Source organism: Ancylobacter sp., from assembly GCF_965279025.1.
GTDB lineage: Bacteria > Pseudomonadota > Alphaproteobacteria > Rhizobiales > Xanthobacteraceae > Ancylobacter.
In genome coordinates, this window is the sequence record NZ_OZ257132.1 from 2,481,064 (window position 1) to 2,497,115 (window position 16,052).

Sequence of the window (16,052 nt, forward strand, 5' to 3'; positions counted from 1 at the left end):
CGTGGGGTGGCCGTCAGTCGGGGATGAACCGTCGCGCATGAACAAGCATGTCGAACCCCCGGAGGCACGGGGCCTGAAAGCGAGCGAGCCGGGCTCGCGCGCCGGGCCGACGCGCGGCCTGCCGCAGGCGACGCTGTTCAAGCAGGCCCGCCGCCACAGCCGGCGCGTGCGATTCTTCCGGATCGCGCTGCCGCTGGGCGTGATTTTGGCGGTCGGCGGAACGCTGGCGGTCAACTATCTCGACCCCTTCACCCTTGCCGTCGACCTCCCCTTCGATCTCGGGCGGGTGTCGCTGTCGGGCACGCAGGTGAAGATGGAATTCCCCCGCCTGCACGGTTTCACCGCCGATAATCGCGGCTACAACGTCTCGGCCTTCGCCGCCTCGCAGGACCTGACGCAGCCCAACCTGATCTCGCTCGACAAGATCGAAGCGAAGCTGGAACTCGCCGACAAGGGCTGGGCGAACCTGACCGCCATCGCCGGCCATTACGACACAAAGACCGAAAATCTCACGCTCGACGGCGGCGTGGTCTTCGACACCTCGTCGGGCTATGGCGGCCGGCTCAAGGATGCCGCCATCGACATCAAGGGCGGCAAGTTGATGTCGAAGAGCCCGGTGGAACTGACCTATCTCGACGGCAAGCTGACAGCCGACAGCCTGGAAGTGTCGCAGAAGGATTCGCGCGCCCTGCTGGTCGGCAACGTGCAGCTCGACTTCAAGATGCCGGCGCCGGACGACAAGCCGGACGGCGCGGCGCGGCCCTCCGATGCCGCTGCGGCCTCGCCGCCGACGGCCGCTTCCGCTTCCGGTACGACTCCGTGAGCCTCTCCTCATTGAACGGGCGGCGCGGCGCGGCTAGACATAGACTCATGAAAACGCCCCACGCCCTCACCCGCGCCCGTCTCGCGACGCTCCTGCTTGCTGCGGCCTGCCTCGGCCCCTGCACTGCGCCCGCCTTCGCGCAGGGCAAGAACGTGCCCAACGCGCTGCAGGGCTTCGCCACCAACCGCGACCAGCCGATCCGCATCAACGCCAACAGCCTTGAGGTTCGCGACCAGCAGAAGCAGGCGGTGTTCAGCGGCAATGTCGTGGTGCAGCAGGGCGACACGACCATGCGCTGCAAGGAACTCGTGGTGTTCTACGACGGCAAGGATGCCGCCGGCGCGCTGGCGGGCGGCACCAAGCCCGACGCCGCCAAATCGGATGCCAAGACGGATGCTGCCAAGGCCGACGCCAAGCCCGCCAATGGCGATGCGCTCGCCGCAGGCAGCCCGATCAACTCCTCGGCCATACGCCGGCTCGAGATCAACGGCTCGGTGGTGGTGACCACCAAGGAACAGACGGCCACCGGCGATCAGGGCGTGTTCGAGACCAAGGCGAACACCATCACCCTCAGCGGCAACCCGGTGGTGCTCACCTCCGGGCCGAATGTCATTCGCGGCAAGAAGCTGACCGTCGACCTGACGAGCGGCGTGTCGCGCTTCGATGGCGGGCGCATCGAGAGCCTCATCGTGCCCAACAGCATGGGCAACGCCAACTCGGCTCTGCCCGGCGGCAAGCCCGCCGCACCGGCCGCCAAGCCGAAGCCCGCGCCGTAAGGCGAGCGGCCCACGGGCCTGTGGCGGCGCTCCGGGGGCGGCCCGGCTCATGGGTGCGCCAACACCGCTCCGCATACGCTGCCTGACTTTGCGGGCGTCTCGGCCCGCTTCTTGCATATCGATTTGCCAGTAGCGCGCTGAACGTTTATCACCTTCGCGGTGGTGATTTCACCACGGAGGGTGCGCGTGGGTTTATTCTCGACGATCGTCGGACGCGGCAAGTCGGCGTCCCAGGGACCCGGTTCTCCCGCGCGGTCGCGTGGCTTCGGCAGCAATGCCCCGGCCGGGCGCGCTGAAGACGAGATCGACGCCCGGTTCCAGGCCGACTTCGAGGCGGTGCTGGCGGCGGATCGGCGGGCGCCCCCGGTGGCGGACCGGTCCCCGCTCGCCATGGAAGCCCCGCCCGTGGCCCAACCCTCGCGCCCGGCGGCGACGGCCTCGGCCACGTCCCAGTTCCGCACGCCCGAACCCGCCGTCGGCGAGCAGCGCATGCTCAACGCTGTCGGCCTTGCCAAGAGCTATGGCGGCCGGCAGGTGGTGCGTGGGGCGAGCCTGCATGTGCGGCGCGGCGAGGCGGTGGGCCTGCTCGGCCCCAACGGCGCCGGCAAGACCACCATCTTCTACATGATCACCGGCCTGGTGAAGGCCGATGCCGGGCGCATCGAGCTGGACGGTCACGATGTGACGCATCTGCCGATGTACCGGCGCGCCCGCCTGGGCGTCGGCTATCTGCCGCAGGAAGCCTCGATCTTTCGCGGCCTTTCGGTAGAGAACAACATCCGCGCCGTGCTGGAGGTGGTGGAGCCCCGCCGCCGCGAGCGCGAGCGCCAGCTCGACGAATTGCTGGAAGAATTCCGCATCACCCATGTGCGCAAGTCGCCCGCCATCGCCCTGTCGGGCGGCGAGCGGCGGCGTGTGGAAATCGCCCGCGCGCTGGCCTCGCGTCCCACCTTCATGTTGCTGGACGAGCCCTTCGCCGGCATCGACCCGATTGCGGTGGGCGATATCCAGGCGCTGGTGCGCCAGCTCACCGAGCGCGGTATCGGCGTCTTGATCACCGACCACAATGTGCGCGAGACGCTGGGCCTGATCGACCGCGCCTACATCATCCATTCCGGTTCCGTGCTGATGGAGGGCTCGCCCGAGGAAATCGTGGCGAGCGAGGAAGTCCGCCGCCTCTATCTCGGTGAGGAGTTCCGTCTGTAGCATGGGCCCCGCATTGCCAATCATCTCCTTTGCTGCCGCCTGCGGAGAGTGCGCGCCATGTCGCTAGGTCCGCGTCTCGAATTCCGCCAGACCCAGTCGCTGGTGATGACGCCGCAGCTCATGCAGGCGATCAAGCTGCTGCAGCTCTCCAATCTGGACCTGGTGGCCTATGTCGAGGCGGAGCTTGAGCGCAACCCGCTGCTGGAGCGTCAGGCCGAGCCGGAAGGCGAGCGGCCGAGCGAGGGCGAGGGTGACGCCAATGCGGTGCGCGAGCGCACCAGCGATGCGGATCTCGACCCGAGGGCCGAATCCGCCGGGGAGCGCGAGCAGGGCGAGCGCGAGAGCCGCGACGGGCATGACGGGCGCGCCTCCGACTGGCTGGAGGAACGGCTCGACACCAGCCGCAGCGCCATCGAGGACCGGCTCGATACCGGGATGGAGAACGTCTTCCCCGACGATGCCGGCCGCGAGCCCGTGGCTCCCACGCCCAGCGGCGAAGGGCCGGCCTATTCCGAATGGACCGGTGTCGGCGGCGGCGGCCACGACGCCGAGGGCTATAACCTCGAAGCCTTCGTCTCGGCGGAGACATCGCTCGCCGATCATCTGGAAGCGCAGCTCGTTCTGGCGGTCCACGACCCGGTGGAGCGGATCATCGGCCTCAACCTCATCGACCTGATCGACGAGGCCGGCTACCTCTCGGCCGATGTCGCCGGCGTCGCCGAGCGGCTGGGCGCCCCGCCGGCGACGGTGGAGAGGGTGCTCGCGATCGTGCAGACCTTCGACCCCCCGGGCATCGGCGCGCGTTCGCTGGCCGAATGCCTGGCGATCCAGCTGCGCGAGCGCAACCGCTACGACCCCTGCATGGCGGCGCTGCTTGCCCATCTCGAACTGCTCGCCCGGCGCGAGTTCGGCACGCTGAAGCGCGTCTGCGGCGTGGATGACGAGGACCTCGCCGAGATGGTGGGGGAAATCCGCCGACTGAATCCCAAGCCGGGCCTCGCCTTCGGCTCCGGCGTCATCCAGCCGGTGGTGCCTGATGTGTTCGTGCGCGGCGCGACCGACAATTGGCTGGTGGAGCTGAATTCCGAGACCCTGCCGCGTGTGCTGGTCAACCAGGCCTATTATTCGAGGGTGCAGAAGATCACGCGAAACGAGCGCGAGAAGGCCTTCCTGTCCGACTGCATGCAGACGGCCACCTGGCTCACCCGCTCGCTCGACCAGCGCGCCCGCACCATCCTCAAGGTGGCGACCGAGATCGTGCGCCAGCAGGACGCGTTCCTCTCCCTCGGCGTGCAGCATTTGCGGCCGCTGAACCTGCGCATGGTGGCGGACGCCATAGGCATGCACGAATCGACAGTGTCGCGCGTGACATCCAATAAATACATGGCGACGCCGCGCGGTATCTTCGAGATGAAATATTTCTTCTCGTCCTCTATTTCGTCGTCCGACGGTGGCGAGGCGCATTCGGCGGAATCCGTGCGCTTCCGCATCAAGCAGATGATCGAGGCGGAGAGCCCGGACGACGTGCTCTCCGACGATACGCTGGTGCAGCATCTGCGCGAGGTGGGCATCGATATCGCCCGCCGCACGGTGGCAAAATACCGCGAGGCGATGCGGATTCCCTCCTCCGTGCAGCGCCGACGGGAGAAGCAGGCGGCGGTTTCCGCCAGCTGAGCCCACCGGGGCGGGTTACCTTCGCACGCGCTGTCCACTGCCCCTCGTTGACACTTTCCCTCGCGGCTCATACCTCTTAAGGGCACCGGCCGGGCATGTAGGGGGTTCGGGCAGGGCGAGGGGCGATTTCGCGAACGCTTCCCGTCCCGCCCCAGCAGAGGGACTAGTCACGATGCCGCTGCGGGTTTCTGGAAAAAATCTCGACGTGGGCGAGGCCCTGAGGCAACGCGTTTCCGATCGCGTCGCCGGGGCGATGGACAAGTACTTCGACGGTGGCTGGTCCGGCCATGTCACGGTAACCCGCGAGGGTTCCGGCTATCGCTCGGACTGCGCGCTGCATCTCGACAGCGGGACGGTGCTGCAGGCCCATGCGGACGCGCAGGATCCTTATGCCAGCGCGGATGCCGCCGTGGAGCGGATCGAGACGCGGCTGCGTCGCTACAAGAGCCGGGTCAAGCGCCGCGCCGTCAACGGCGATGGCATTGGCGAGGCCGGGCCCATGCCCGAGACCGTTCCGCTGACCGTGTTCTCGGCGCCTGATCACGAAGACGCCGAGCCGACGGAAGGCTGGTGCCCCACCGTGGTGGCCGAGGCGACGGCCAACCTGCCGCGTCTCTCGGTGAGCAACGCGGTGCTGGAACTCGACTTTACCGGCGCCACCGCCCTGGTGTTCCGCCATGCCGGCCATGGCCGCATCAACGTGGTCTACCGGCGCGGGGATGGCCATGTCGGCTGGGTAGACCCGCCGGCCAGCGCCCTGGCGGAAGAAATCCATTGATCGCCCAACCTCATGGGAAGCGCGCGGCCGCCGAGGCGGTTCGCGCGCTTCGTTCCGCCCCGACCCGGATCGCCACGCCGCGGATCGTCTCATGGCTCTGAACGACATTCTGCCGCCATCCGCGGTGTTTGCGACCCTCAAGGTCGGCAGCAAGAAGCAGGCCCTGCAGGAGCTGTCCGCCCATGCGGCGGGGCTGCTGAAGCGGGACGAGCGCGAGATCTTCGAGACGCTGAACCAGCGCGAGCGCCTCGGCTCCACCGGCGTGGGCAATGGCATCGCCATCCCGCACGGCAAGCTGGCCAAGATGGACAAGCTGTTCGGCATGTTCGCGCGGCTGGAAAAACCCATCGATTTCGAGGCGCTGGATGGCGAGCCGGTGGACCTCATCTTCCTGCTGCTAGCGCCGGAGGCGGCGGGGGCCGACCATCTGAAGGCGCTGGCGCGGGTGGCCCGGCTGCTGCGCGACCCCGAAACCGCGCGCAAGCTGCGCAATTCGCGCGACGCGGCCGCTATCCACGCGCTGCTGACGGGAACGCCGGCCACCGACGCGGCGTGACGCGTCCTTTCGCTCCGCCAGCGCGGGGCGGGTGATGACATCCGCGACCCGGCGCCCTACGTCATCAGGGTAGAATTTCGTCCGTCGGGAGACTTGCCATGCCTGAAACCCTGCCCGCCAGCCTCGCCCTTTCCGCCGGCCAGTGCCGGGCGGCGCGCGCCCTGCTCGGCTGGAGCGCGCAGGATCTCGCCGCGAAGGCGCGGGTGACCCCGGACTGGCTGGAGCGATTCGAGCGCGGTGGCGAAACGGTGGACGATCTCGACCCCGGCGAAGCCGAGCGCGTGCTGCGCGCGCTGGAGGAGGCGGGCGTCGAACTGCTGGCGCCCGGCCAGGCGAGCACGGGCGGCGGGCCGGGCCTGCGTATCCGTCAGCAGGGCGGCTATATCCCTGCCGAGCGGCTCAGCTCCGCCAATGATGGATGACGCTGCGCGGGTCATCCCGGACGGTCCGCAGGACCGATCCGCGATCGGTCGCTGAGAGATGGCGCGATCCCGGCTCTCCGCACCGCTCGGGCCGGGATGACGCTGACCCTGCCTTCTACGGCGTGATCGCCACCTTCAGCACGCCGTCGCGCTGGTGCGCGAACAGGTCATAGGCGGCCTCGATATCGTCCAGCTTGAAGCGGTGCGTCACCAGCGGCTTGAGGTCGACGCGCCCGGAGGCGATGACGTCGATCAGCCGGCGCATGCGCTCCTTGCCGCCGGGGCAGAGCGTGGTGACGATCTTGTTGTCGCCGAGCCCGGCCGAGAACGCCCCCAGCGGGATCGTCAGGTCGGTGGAATAGACGCCGAGCGAGGACAGCGTGCCCCCGGGACGCAGCACCTTCAGCGCGCTCGCAAACGTGCCCTGCGTGCCCAGCGCCTCGATGGCGACGTCCACACCCCGCCCGTCGGTGAGCGCCAGGATCTGCTCGACCACGTCGCCCTGCTTGAAATCCACGACATCGCTGCAGCCGAGCTGCCGGGCGATGGCCAGCCGCTCGGGCACGGTGTCGACGCCGATGATGCGGGTGGCGCCCTTCAGCTTCGCGCCGGCCACTGCGCACAGGCCGATGGGGCCGAGCGCGAACACCGCCACCACGTCGCCAATCCGCACCGCGCCGCTCTCCGCGCCGGAAAAGCCGGTGGACATGATGTCCGGGCACATCAGCACTTCCTCGTCGGAGAGTTCGTCCGGCACCGGGGCGAGGTTGGCGAGGGCGTCGGGCACCAGCACGTATTCCGCCTGGGTGCCATCGAGGGTGTTGCCGAACTTCCAGCCGCCCATCGGCTTGAAGCCGTGCTTGGTGCCGGGCCCGTCCTGCGAGCCGCAGCCGCACAGGCAGGCATAGGAATGGCCCGAGGGGGTGATGGCGCCGGCGATGACGCGCTGGCCCTCGCGATAGCCTGTGACCTGCGAGCCGAGCTTCTCGATGATGCCCACCGGCTCGTGGCCGATGGTCAGCCCCCGCACCACCGGATACTCGCCCTTGAGGATGTGGACGTCGGTGCCGCAGATGGTGGTGGTGGTGATGCGGATGAGCGCGTCGAGCGGGCCGACATCGGGAATCGGCTTCTCGTCGAGAACGATGCGGCCGGGCTCGACGAAGATGGCGGCTTTCATCTTGGGCATGGCTGTCTCCTGCGGTTGACGCACGCGACCATGGCGCGGCATGCCGGAGGAGGCCATGACGGGTGTCAACAGCCGGCGATCAATTCCCGGGTAGGCCGGCGACCGGCCCCCGACCCGGCAGCTCAGCCAATGCCGCGCTCGGCCATCAGCCGGATCACCGCCGCACGCAGATCGGCAATGCCGGCCCCGTCGCGGCTGGAGGTGGGGAAGACGATGGGGAAGGCGGCCGGCCGGCGCAGCAGGGCGGCCTGCGTCTCCGCTACCCGCTCGGCGAGTTCAGCGGGCTTCAACTGGTCGGCCTTGGTCATCACCACCGCGTAGGAGACGGCAGCCTTGTCGAGCCCGTCCAGCACCTCGCGGTCGATCGGCTTCAGCCCGTGGCGGGAATCGATCAGCACGAAGACACGGGCAAGGTTGGCGCGCCCGCGCAGATAGGCGTGCACGGTGGCGGTCCAGGCGTCGACCTTGTCCTTCGGCGCCTTGGCGAAGCCGTAGCCGGGCATGTCGACGAGCGTGAGGTCCGGCCCGAGGCCGAAGAAGATCAGCTCCTGCGTGCGCCCCGGCGTGACCGAGGTGCGCGCCAGCGCCTTTCGCCCGGTCAGCGCGTTGACGAGGCTGGACTTGCCGACATTGGAGCGGCCGGCCAGCGCGATCTCGATGCTGCGCATGGGCGGCAGGGTGGCAATGGTCGGCGCCGCCGAGAGGAAATTCCACTCGCCGGCAAAGAGGCGTCGCCCGGCTTCGATCTCGTCGGGCGTGAAGGCCGACGCGGCGGACGTGTCGTCGGCCTTTTCCATGGTCTCAGATCCCCCGCATCAGCCGGCCTTCGGCTTTTTCTTGCGGACGAAGACGCTCTTCACATTGTCCCACAGTTCGATCTTCACGCCGTTCTTGCGCATGATGATCGACTGCTGGATCACCGAGAGGGTGTTGTTCCACGCCCAGTAGATGACAAGGCCCGAGGCGAAGGAGGCCAGCATGAAGGTGAAGATCAGCGGCATCCAGTCGAAGATCATCTTCTGCGTCGGGTCCGGCGGCGTCGGGTTGAGCTTCATCTGCGCCCACATGGTGCAGCCCATGATGATCGGCCACACGCCGAGCATGAGGAAGTGCCCGATCACCGGCACCGTGGCGGGATCCCACGGGATGAGGCCGAACAGGTTGAAGATGGTCGTCGGGTCCGGCGCCGAAAGATCGCGGATCCAGCCGAAGAACGGCGCGTGCCGCATCTCGATGGTGACGAACAGCGTCTTGTAGAGGGCGAAGAAGACCGGGATCTGGATCAGGATCGGAAGACAGCCCGCGACCGGGTTTATCTTCTCCTTCTTGTAGATCTCCATCATCTCCTGCTGGAGCTTCACGCGGTCGTCGCCATAGCGCTCGCGCAGCGCCGCGATCTCCGGCTGCACCGCCTTCATCTTCGCCATCGAGGCGTAGCTCTTATTGGCGAGCGGGAAGAAGATGGCCTTCAGCATCACCGTGACGGCCAGGATGGCGACACCGAAATTGCCGACGAAGCGGTAGATCCAGTCGATCACCAGGAACAGCGGCTTGGTGATGAAATAGAACCAGCCCCAGTCGATCAGCCGGTCGAAGCGGTCGATATTGTACTGCTGCTGGTAGCCGTCGACGAGCTGCACGACCTTGGCGCCGGCAAACAGGCGCCCGTCGGTGCTCGCCTTCGCGCCCGGCGCCACGGTGACGGCGTCGCCGAGGAAGTCGGTCTGGTAGGTCAGCTCATTGCCGGTCTGCGCGGCGGAAAAGCGGGCCTGCACCTTTTCGGCGGCGCCGGGAATGACGGTGGCGGCCCAGTACTTGTCGGTGATGCCGAGCCAGCCGCCGACCGAGGGGAAGGTCTGGCTGCGCGATTCGGCGATGGCGCTGTACTTGATCTCGTGCAGGCCGCCTTCCGAGGTCACGCCGATGAGACCCTCATGCAGGATGTAGTAGCCCAGCGTGTGCGGCGTGCCGTGGCGCGAGACCAGCGCATAGGGGTGCAGCGCGACGGGCTCGGCGGTGGCGTTGTCCACCTCGTCCAGCACGTGGAACATGTAGTTCGCGTCGATGGACAGCGTGCGGCGGAAGGTGAGGCCGGCGCCATTGTCCCAGGTCAGGAGCAGCGGCGTCTCCGGGGTCAGGCGGGCGCCTTCCGGGGCGGTCCATACGGTATCGGCGCCGGGAACCGCCACCGCCGAGCCGGCGCCGGGAACCCAGCCGAATTCGGCATAGAACGGGTTCGGCCCGCCCGAGGGCGAGAGCAGCACGATGATCGGGCTGCTGTTGTCGACGGTCTCGTGGTAGCCCTTGAGCGACAGGTCGTCGATGCGGCCGCCCTTGAGCGCGACGGAGCCGACCACGCTCGGCGTGTCGATGGCGATGCGCGGCGTGCGGGCCAGCGCCTCGGCGCGGGTCATTGCGCGCGGCGCGGCGCCGGAGGCGGAAGGCGCCACGGTGCCGGGCGTGGGGGCCAGCGCGCCGGCATCGGTGCCGGCCTGTCCGGGAGCCTGGGCCTGCTGTTGCGCCTGCTGCTGCGCCGCCTGGCGCTGCTGCTCCATCTGCGGCACGCCGGAGAAGAACTGCCAGGCGATGAGCACCGCCATCGACATGACGATGGCGAGGATCATGTTGCGGTTTTCACTGGTCATGCAGCGTCTCTCTGTCGGCGCGCGGCGGTAGCTGCGCGGCGTCGACGCGCGCAGGCTTGTGCGAGCGTCGGCTTCCTGAGTGAAGGCGGGTAATTCCCCGCTCAATGTCGTGGATGAGGTCGGCGAAGGGCGTGCCGAGCGCGGCGCGCCGGGCGACGATGACATAGTCGAAGCCGTGCTTGCCGGTGCGGGGCAGGGCATCGCGAACCGCCGCGCGCAGGCGCCGGCGGATGCGGTTCCGCTCGACAGCGTTGCCGTGCTTCTTGGTGATGGTGAGCCCTATGCGGGCAGGCGCCTCGTCGGCGCGATCACGGCCCTGCAGCAATAGCGGGCCGGAATTGGCGCGCAGCCCGGAGGCTGCGGCCACAAAGTCCTTGCGCTTGACGAGCCGGTCCATGGTAGGGCGCCGATCCTCAGGCAACAGAGCGGCGCGCCCCAGCCATGTGGGGTCGAAAGGCTAGGTCAGGCCGACAGGCGCTTGCGGCCATGGGCACGGCGCAGATTGATGATCTTGCGTCCAGTGCGGGTCGCCATGCGCGCACGGAAGCCATGCCGACGGGCGCGCACGAGCTTGCTCGGTTGATAAGTGCGCTTCACGGGTCTTTCTCCGCTTGTTCGATATGCTGCCCCGTACCGGAAGGCTTCCCGATCCGGCGCGCCACGGAACCAGCCGTGGCGAAAAACGCAGATACAGAGAGCAACCCGACGGCGGGGCAGCCGTGGTTGGGCGGCTTATAGGGGGCACTCTTGCCCAAGTCAATGCGCCGGAAGCGTTGCGCCCGGGACAAACGAGCCCGCGAGCAGCCGGCTGCGGCGACGATACCACGGAGAGGCCCGAGGGTGAGCGCCGCGCACCAGGCCTTGGCCGAAGAGCGCCGCCCCGGCCGGTATCCGGGCGCCGTCCTCCTGCCGCCTCTGGCAGGATGGCGAGGGCGCCTTACATGAATGTGATCGGGCAGGGGGTGAAACCGGCACGGGCGGGCAGGCGCGAAAGCAATTGCGCCGGTCCGGATCCAATGTCGTTGCCCTGCCGTAATCATTGAATCCGATAGGTCGCACGACCCCAAAAAGGGGCGAGGGCGGATCGGGCGGAAGCGGGTCGGGATGGAGAAGCGTTCGGAATCCGGGACCGATGTGGTCGCCGTCTCCCCCGCCCGGGCGGGGGAGGGCGGCGCGCGTCTGGCGGCCGGGCCTTTGCTGGCTTCGCTTGCCGGTGCGGATTTCACCGCCGATTCGGCCACCACCTTTCCCGGGCGGCGGTTTCATCTTGGCCTGTCCGGCAAGCTGCTGGCGTTTACCCTTGCCTTCGTGCTGCTGGCGGAGGTGCTGATTCTGGTGCCGGCCGTCGCGGCGTTCCGGCTCAACTGGCTGTCCGACCGGCTCGCCTCCGCCCGTACGGCGGCGCTGGTGCTCGACGCCGCGCCCGACGGCATGATCTCGCCGCAGCTCACCCAGGAACTGCTGCGCAGCGTCGGCGCCATCACCGTGGCGCTGAAGCGCGACAATACGCGGCGCCTGCTCGCCTCCTCCGACATGCCGCCCGAGGTGGACCACCACGCCGACGTGCGCGATGTCGGGCCGGTGCAGGCGGTGCGCGAGGCGTTCGACACGCTGCTCTCGCCCGACGGGCGGATCATCCGCGCCGTGGGCACGCCGCCGCGCGGGGACGGCTTTGTCGAGATCGTCATCAGCGAGACGCCGCTGCGCAAGGCGATGCTGCGCTTCACCGGCAATGTGCTGCTGGTGTCGCTGGTCATCGCCGCGCTCACCGGTGCGCTGGTCTATCTCGGCCTCGCCTGGATGTTCGTGCGGCCGATGCGCCGTCTGACCCAGCGCATGATCGCCTTCCGCATCAATCCCGCTCTTCCCCTGATGGAGGACGAGCCGGGCCAGCGCATGGACGAGATCGGCCAGGCCGAGCGCGAACTCACCAGCATGCAGCGGCAGATCGCCGAGACCCTGCAGCAGAAGAGCCATCTGGCCGCGCTGGGCCTCGCCGTGTCCAAGATCAATCACGACCTGCGCAATCTTCTCGCCTCGGTGCAGCTTATCTCCGACCGCCTCGCCGACATACGCGACCCGGCGGTGCAGCGATTCGCCCCCAAGCTGGAGGCGGCGCTGGACCGCGCCATCGCCTATTGCGAGCACACGCTGGCCTATGGCAAGGCGCAGGAGCCGCCGCCCGAGCGCCGCATGGTGGTGCTCGCCCCGCTGGTGGCGGAGGTGCGCGACACGCTCGGCCTTACGGTGGGCGAGGACGGTACCGGCATCGGTTTCGTCGAATCGATCGACCGCGAGCTGACGGTCGATGCCGATCCCGACCAGCTCTTCCGCGTGCTGCTCAATCTCTGCCGCAACGCCGTGGAGGCGCTGGGCGCCCGCGCGCCTAACGATGTCGCCCGCGACCAGATCCGCATCACCGGCCGCCGCGAGGGCGCCATCGTCGTCATCGAGGTCGCCGATACCGGCCCCGGCGTGCCCGAGCGGGCGCGGGCGCATCTGTTCGAGGCGTTCCAGGGATCGGTGAGCCGGGGAGGGACCGGCCTCGGCCTCGCCATCGCCGCCGAGCTGGTGCAGGCGCATGGCGGGGACCTGCAGCTGGTGCCGGGCACAATCGGCGCCACCTTCCAGCTTCGCCTGCCGGACCGCCCGGTGGATCTCGAGGCGCATCGCGCGCTGCGCTCGCATGGCTGAGCAGGCCCTCGGGCCTGCGCAACACGACAGGACAATGCTGCATGCACAGTGACACCGAGCGGCGCGGCGTCAGCCGCCGATGCCTTCTTTCCGGCCTCGCGGCGTCCGTGCCGCTTCTGGCGACGCTCGCCGCCCAAACGCCGGCCCATGCCCAGGCGCCGGCCCAGCCCGCCCTGCCGGTGATTCCCGGCGCGACGCAGGCGAAGCCGGCCACCGTCACGATTTCCGGCCGCGACATCGCGGTGGATGGCCAGCCCTTCGCGGTGCGCGGCGTCGCCGGCGACGGGCCGCTGGCGGTGCTGCCCGGGCTCGGCGCCACGACGGTGCGCAGCTATGGCGAGGACCCCGGCAAACTGCTCGACGAGGCCGGCAAGCTCGGCCTCAAGGTGATCGCCGGCCTATGGGTGGGACAGCCCCGGCAGGGCGCGGACTATACCGATGCCGGCTTCCGCGCCCGCCAGCTCGCCGAGCTCGAAGCGGTGGTGACGAAATATCGCGACCATCCCGCTTTGCTCATGTGGGGCATCGGCAATGAGGTCGAGGTCGAGATCACTGATGATTCGGCCGTCTGGCCGGTGATCGAGGAGGTGGCCTCCATGGTCGCCCGCGTCGATCCCGCGCACCCGCCGCTCGCGGTACTGGCCGAGACCGGCACCGACAAGGTGGAGAAGCTGCGCAAGGCGGCGCCGAGCATTGCCGTGCTGGGCCTCAACTCCTATGGCGATGCGCTGTATTCGGTGGTCGAGCGGGCACGCAAGCAGGGCTGGGACGGGCCGATCATCGTCACCGAACTGGGTGCGCTCGGCCAGTGGCAGGCCGCCCACGCGCCGTGGGGCGCCCCCTTCGAGCCCAGCTCGACCCAGAAGGCGATCCAGCTGCGCCGCTACCTCAAGGTGCTGGAAGACGAGAAGGCGGGCGCCATCCTGTTCCTCTGGGGCCAGAAGCAGGAGGTGACGCCGACCTGGCACAGCCTGCTGCTTCCCGACGGCGTGTGGCTGGAGGCGGCGGAAGCGATGGCGCAAGCCTGGGGCGGGCAGGCGCCCGGCGGCAACCAGGCGCCCCGCATCGCCTCGCTGCGCGTCGCTATCGACCCCAGCGCCCCCTTCGCCGCCTGGCCGGCGGACGACGAGGGCTCGTTCACGCTCGATGCGGTGGAGCCGGACGGCGACCTGATGGAGGTGCGCTGGTTCGTTATGGGGGAGAGCACCGCGCGCGGCATTGGCGGCGACGCCGAGGAGGTGCCGCCGCTTTTCCCCGACGCGGTACGCCAGAGCGGCCCCACCGGCGCACGGGTCTCCGGCCTCAAGCCCGGCCGCTACCGCCTCTTCGTCGAGGTGCGGGATGGGCAGGGGGCGGGCGCCACCGCCAACATGCCGTTCGAGGTGCGTTGACGCCCGCGCTCTGTCGACATGCGCCGCTCAGTCGGGCGACGTCTGCGCACACCGGCCGGGGATGGCCGGCCGGGCAGGTCGCCGGAGGCGGGGCAGCGCCGGTTCGGCGCACGTCCCGCCCGCGCTGTTTTGCACAGTCGCCTGTGGAAAGCTCTCTTTGCCGCCGCCACGTCTTGCAATGCGCGCACAAACGGGGTAGCAGACGGGCCCTCGCAAGTGGCAACGCCACTCGCGACAGGCTTCCTCCGCTAGCCGGCAGGAAGCCGGGCGCCCGTAGCTCAGCTGGATAGAGCACCAGACTACGAATCTGGGGGTCAGGAGTTCGAATCTCTTCGGGCGCGCCATTTTTCTGCTAGCGAGATCAAGAAATTGATGCGGGAGCGTGGAGGTTTCGCGCTGTCCTGACGTCGTCTTCGTCGCCACCGTGTTGCCAATAACTGCGTCGCCAGTGCCGCCGGCGGTACGGTGAGCCCCCCTTTTTCGGGCCTGGGCGCCGTCAGCGAAAGAACCGGTTTTCCGGGCGCGGCAGGCCGAGATGGTCGCGCAGCGTGGTGCCGGCATAGTCGCGCCGGAAGATGCCGCGCCGCTGCAGTTCCGGAACCAGCCTGTCGACGACATCGTCCAGCCCGGCCGGCAGGAACGGGAACATGATGTTGAACCCGTCGCTGCCCTCGCTTTCCAGCCATTCCTGCATCTCGTCGGCGATGGAGGCGGGCGTGCCGATGAAGGCGAGGCCGGAATAGCCGCCGAGGCGCTGGGCGAGCTGGCGGACGGTGAGGCCTTCCTGCCGGGCAAGTTCGATGGCGCGCTCGCGGGCGCTGCGGCTGTCATTGGTCTCCGGTATGTCCGGCAGCGGCCCGTCCGGGTCGAAGCGCGAGGCGTCGTGGCCGAGGGCGATGGAGAGGGCAGCGATGGCGCTGTCGGAGTGCACGAGGCTGTCGAGCCGCGCGCGCTTGGCCTGCGCCTCCTCCACCGTATCGTCCACCACCACGAAGGCGCCCGGCAGGATTTTCAGATGCGCGCGCGGGCGGCCGATCCGGTCGAGCCGGCCCTTGATATAGGCGTAGAACGCCCGACCCGAGGCGAGGTCCGGCGAGGCGGCGAAGATGACTTCGGCGGTCTCCGCCGCGAGCTGGCGGCCGGCCTCCGATGCCCCGGCCTGCACCACCACCGGCCAGCCCTGCAAAGGACGGGCGATGTTGAGCGGTCCACGCACCGAGAAGTATTTTCCGGTGTGATTCAGCACATGCATGCGTTCGGGTTCGACATAGATCCCTGTCTCGACATCACGCGTGAAGGCGTCGTCGGCGAAGCTGTCCCACAAGCCGGTGACGACGTCGTAAAACTCGCGGGCGCGCACATAGCGCTCGTCATGCTCCATGTGTTCGTCGAGGCCGAAATTCAGCGCCGCGTCGGGATTGGAGGTGGTGACGATGTTCCAGCCGGCGCGCCCGCCGCTGAGATGGTCCAGCGAGGCGAAGCGTCGGGCGACATGATAGGGCGCCTCGAAAGTGGTGGAGGCGGTGGCGATAAGCCCGATCCGCTCCGTCACCGCGGCAAGGGTGGACAGCAGGGTGAACGGCTCGAACGAGGTGACGGTGTGGCTGCGCTTCAGCGCTTCCACCGGCATGTTCAGCACGGCGAGATGGTCGGCCATGAAGAAGGCATCGAACTTCGCCGCCTCCAGCCGCTGCGCGAAAGCGGTGAGATGGGCGAGGTTGAAATTGGAATCCGGGAAGGCGCCGGGATAGCGCCAGGCGCCGGTGTGCAGGCTGGTCGGGCGCATGAACGCCCCGAGATGAAGCTGCCGGGAGGCCATCGGCACGTTTCCCATGTGTAAAGAGCGGAGGGGCGTCCGCGTCGAACCGCTCGCCGGTCGCGACAGGAACGTCGGTGGT

General features: G+C 68.7%; 15 protein-coding genes and 1 tRNA gene. 10 read left to right on the plus strand and 6 right to left on the minus strand.

Annotation, left to right across the window (positions count from 1 at the left end):
* The first annotated feature begins 37 nt into the window (after positions 1 to 37).
* The 7 genes from ACQY76_RS11365 to ACQY76_RS11395 all read left to right on the plus strand — a co-directional run bounded on the left by ACQY76_RS11365 (position 38) and on the right by ACQY76_RS11395 (position 6,235).
* On the plus strand, positions 38 to 823 hold the full coding sequence (locus ACQY76_RS11365) for a hypothetical protein (RefSeq protein ID WP_428028850.1): 786 nt from the start codon (positions 38 to 40) through the stop codon (positions 821 to 823).
* 47 nt (positions 824 to 870) lie between these two features.
* Complete coding sequence (locus ACQY76_RS11370; protein WP_428028851.1) at positions 871 to 1,599, plus strand: LptA/OstA family protein; 729 nt, start codon at positions 871 to 873, stop codon at positions 1,597 to 1,599.
* A gap of 186 nt (positions 1,600 to 1,785) precedes the next feature.
* Positions 1,786 to 2,805, plus strand: a complete 1,020-nt coding sequence (lptB, locus tag ACQY76_RS11375) for an LPS export ABC transporter ATP-binding protein (protein ID WP_428028852.1) — start codon at positions 1,786 to 1,788, stop codon at positions 2,803 to 2,805.
* 57 nt (positions 2,806 to 2,862) lie between these two features.
* On the plus strand, positions 2,863 to 4,479 hold the full coding sequence (rpoN, locus tag ACQY76_RS11380) for an RNA polymerase factor sigma-54 (RefSeq protein ID WP_428028853.1): 1,617 nt from the start codon (positions 2,863 to 2,865) through the stop codon (positions 4,477 to 4,479).
* A gap of 172 nt (positions 4,480 to 4,651) precedes the next feature.
* The gene (hpf, locus tag ACQY76_RS11385; RefSeq protein WP_428028854.1) at positions 4,652 to 5,257 is read left to right on the plus strand and encodes a ribosome hibernation-promoting factor, HPF/YfiA family; all 606 of its coding nucleotides are present in this window, start codon (positions 4,652 to 4,654) and stop codon (positions 5,255 to 5,257) included.
* A 91-nt stretch (positions 5,258 to 5,348) separates the two neighbouring features.
* A complete protein-coding gene (gene ptsN, locus ACQY76_RS11390) occupies positions 5,349 to 5,813 on the plus strand; it encodes a PTS IIA-like nitrogen regulatory protein PtsN (protein ID WP_428028855.1) in 465 nt (154 codons plus the stop codon).
* 98 nt (positions 5,814 to 5,911) lie between these two features.
* Positions 5,912 to 6,235 carry a helix-turn-helix domain-containing protein gene (locus tag ACQY76_RS11395; protein ID WP_428028856.1) on the plus strand — a complete coding sequence of 108 codons (324 nt, stop codon included), beginning with the start codon at positions 5,912 to 5,914 and terminating at the stop codon, positions 6,233 to 6,235.
* Positions 6,236 to 6,350: 115 nt separating this feature from the next.
* Here ACQY76_RS11395 and ACQY76_RS11400 read toward each other — a convergent pair whose 3' ends face one another.
* The 5 genes from ACQY76_RS11400 to rpmH all read right to left on the minus strand — a co-directional run bounded on the left by ACQY76_RS11400 (position 6,351) and on the right by rpmH (position 10,666).
* Positions 6,351 to 7,424, minus strand: a complete 1,074-nt coding sequence (locus ACQY76_RS11400; RefSeq protein ID WP_428028857.1) for an NAD(P)-dependent alcohol dehydrogenase — start codon at positions 7,422 to 7,424, stop codon at positions 6,351 to 6,353.
* 122 nt (positions 7,425 to 7,546) lie between these two features.
* Positions 7,547 to 8,221, minus strand: coding sequence for a ribosome biogenesis GTP-binding protein YihA/YsxC (gene yihA / locus ACQY76_RS11405; protein ID WP_428028858.1), 675 nt, complete (start codon positions 8,219 to 8,221; stop codon positions 7,547 to 7,549).
* 18 nt (positions 8,222 to 8,239) lie between these two features.
* Positions 8,240 to 10,069: a membrane protein insertase YidC gene (gene yidC / locus ACQY76_RS11410; protein WP_428028859.1), complete on the minus strand. Its 1,830-nt coding sequence runs from the start codon at positions 10,067 to 10,069 to the stop codon at positions 8,240 to 8,242.
* Positions 10,059 to 10,466 carry a ribonuclease P protein component gene (rnpA, locus tag ACQY76_RS11415; RefSeq protein WP_428028860.1) on the minus strand — a complete coding sequence of 136 codons (408 nt, stop codon included), beginning with the start codon at positions 10,464 to 10,466 and terminating at the stop codon, positions 10,059 to 10,061. The genes yidC and rnpA overlap by 11 nt, the downstream gene beginning before the upstream one ends.
* Before the next feature lie 65 nt (positions 10,467 to 10,531).
* The gene (gene rpmH, locus ACQY76_RS11420; protein WP_018389439.1) at positions 10,532 to 10,666 is read right to left on the minus strand and encodes a 50S ribosomal protein L34; all 135 of its coding nucleotides are present in this window, start codon (positions 10,664 to 10,666) and stop codon (positions 10,532 to 10,534) included.
* A 507-nt stretch (positions 10,667 to 11,173) separates the two neighbouring features.
* Between rpmH and ACQY76_RS11425 the strand changes: the two genes are divergently transcribed.
* The 3 genes from ACQY76_RS11425 (at position 11,174) to ACQY76_RS11435 (ending at position 14,498) form a co-directional block, all read left to right on the plus strand.
* Entirely contained in the window at positions 11,174 to 12,763 is a 1,590-nt protein-coding gene (locus ACQY76_RS11425) for a sensor histidine kinase (RefSeq protein WP_428028861.1), read from the plus strand.
* A 41-nt stretch (positions 12,764 to 12,804) separates the two neighbouring features.
* Positions 12,805 to 14,154 (plus strand): glycosyl hydrolase, encoded by a 1,350-nt coding sequence (locus ACQY76_RS11430; protein ID WP_428028862.1) that lies wholly within the window; start codon positions 12,805 to 12,807, stop codon positions 14,152 to 14,154.
* Positions 14,155 to 14,421: 267 nt separating this feature from the next.
* A tRNA-Arg gene (locus ACQY76_RS11435) sits at positions 14,422 to 14,498 on the plus strand.
* A 152-nt stretch (positions 14,499 to 14,650) separates the two neighbouring features.
* Here the strand turns inward: ACQY76_RS11435 and ACQY76_RS11440 are convergent.
* Positions 14,651 to 15,973: an LLM class flavin-dependent oxidoreductase gene (locus tag ACQY76_RS11440; RefSeq protein ID WP_428028863.1), complete on the minus strand. Its 1,323-nt coding sequence runs from the start codon at positions 15,971 to 15,973 to the stop codon at positions 14,651 to 14,653.
* Between the last annotated feature and the right edge of the window lie 79 nt (positions 15,974 to 16,052).

What these genes read in the sequence shown, in the direction of transcription:
- ACQY76_RS11365 (WP_428028850.1), top strand. Translation starts at nt 38, where the DNA reads ATGAACAAGCATGTCGAACCCCCGGAGGCACGGGGCCTGAAAGCGAGC.
- ACQY76_RS11370 (WP_428028851.1), top strand. Translation starts at nt 871, where the DNA reads ATGAAAACGCCCCACGCCCTCACCCGCGCCCGTCTCGCGACGCTCCTG.
- rpoN (WP_428028853.1), top strand. Translation starts at nt 2,863, where the DNA reads ATGTCGCTAGGTCCGCGTCTCGAATTCCGCCAGACCCAGTCGCTGGTG.
- hpf (WP_428028854.1), top strand. Translation starts at nt 4,652, where the DNA reads ATGCCGCTGCGGGTTTCTGGAAAAAATCTCGACGTGGGCGAGGCCCTG.
- ptsN (WP_428028855.1), top strand. Translation starts at nt 5,349, where the DNA reads ATGGCTCTGAACGACATTCTGCCGCCATCCGCGGTGTTTGCGACCCTC.
- ACQY76_RS11395 (WP_428028856.1), top strand. Translation starts at nt 5,912, where the DNA reads ATGCCTGAAACCCTGCCCGCCAGCCTCGCCCTTTCCGCCGGCCAGTGC.
- ACQY76_RS11400 (WP_428028857.1), bottom strand. Translation starts at nt 7,424, where the DNA reads ATGCCCAAGATGAAAGCCGCCATCTTCGTCGAGCCCGGCCGCATCGTT.
- yihA (WP_428028858.1), bottom strand. Translation starts at nt 8,221, where the DNA reads ATGGAAAAGGCCGACGACACGTCCGCCGCGTCGGCCTTCACGCCCGAC.
- yidC (WP_428028859.1), bottom strand. Translation starts at nt 10,069, where the DNA reads ATGACCAGTGAAAACCGCAACATGATCCTCGCCATCGTCATGTCGATG.
- rnpA (WP_428028860.1), bottom strand. Translation starts at nt 10,466, where the DNA reads ATGGACCGGCTCGTCAAGCGCAAGGACTTTGTGGCCGCAGCCTCCGGG.
- ACQY76_RS11425 (WP_428028861.1), top strand. Translation starts at nt 11,174, where the DNA reads ATGGAGAAGCGTTCGGAATCCGGGACCGATGTGGTCGCCGTCTCCCCC.
- ACQY76_RS11430 (WP_428028862.1), top strand. Translation starts at nt 12,805, where the DNA reads ATGCACAGTGACACCGAGCGGCGCGGCGTCAGCCGCCGATGCCTTCTT.
- ACQY76_RS11440 (WP_428028863.1), bottom strand. Translation starts at nt 15,973, where the DNA reads ATGGCCTCCCGGCAGCTTCATCTCGGGGCGTTCATGCGCCCGACCAGC.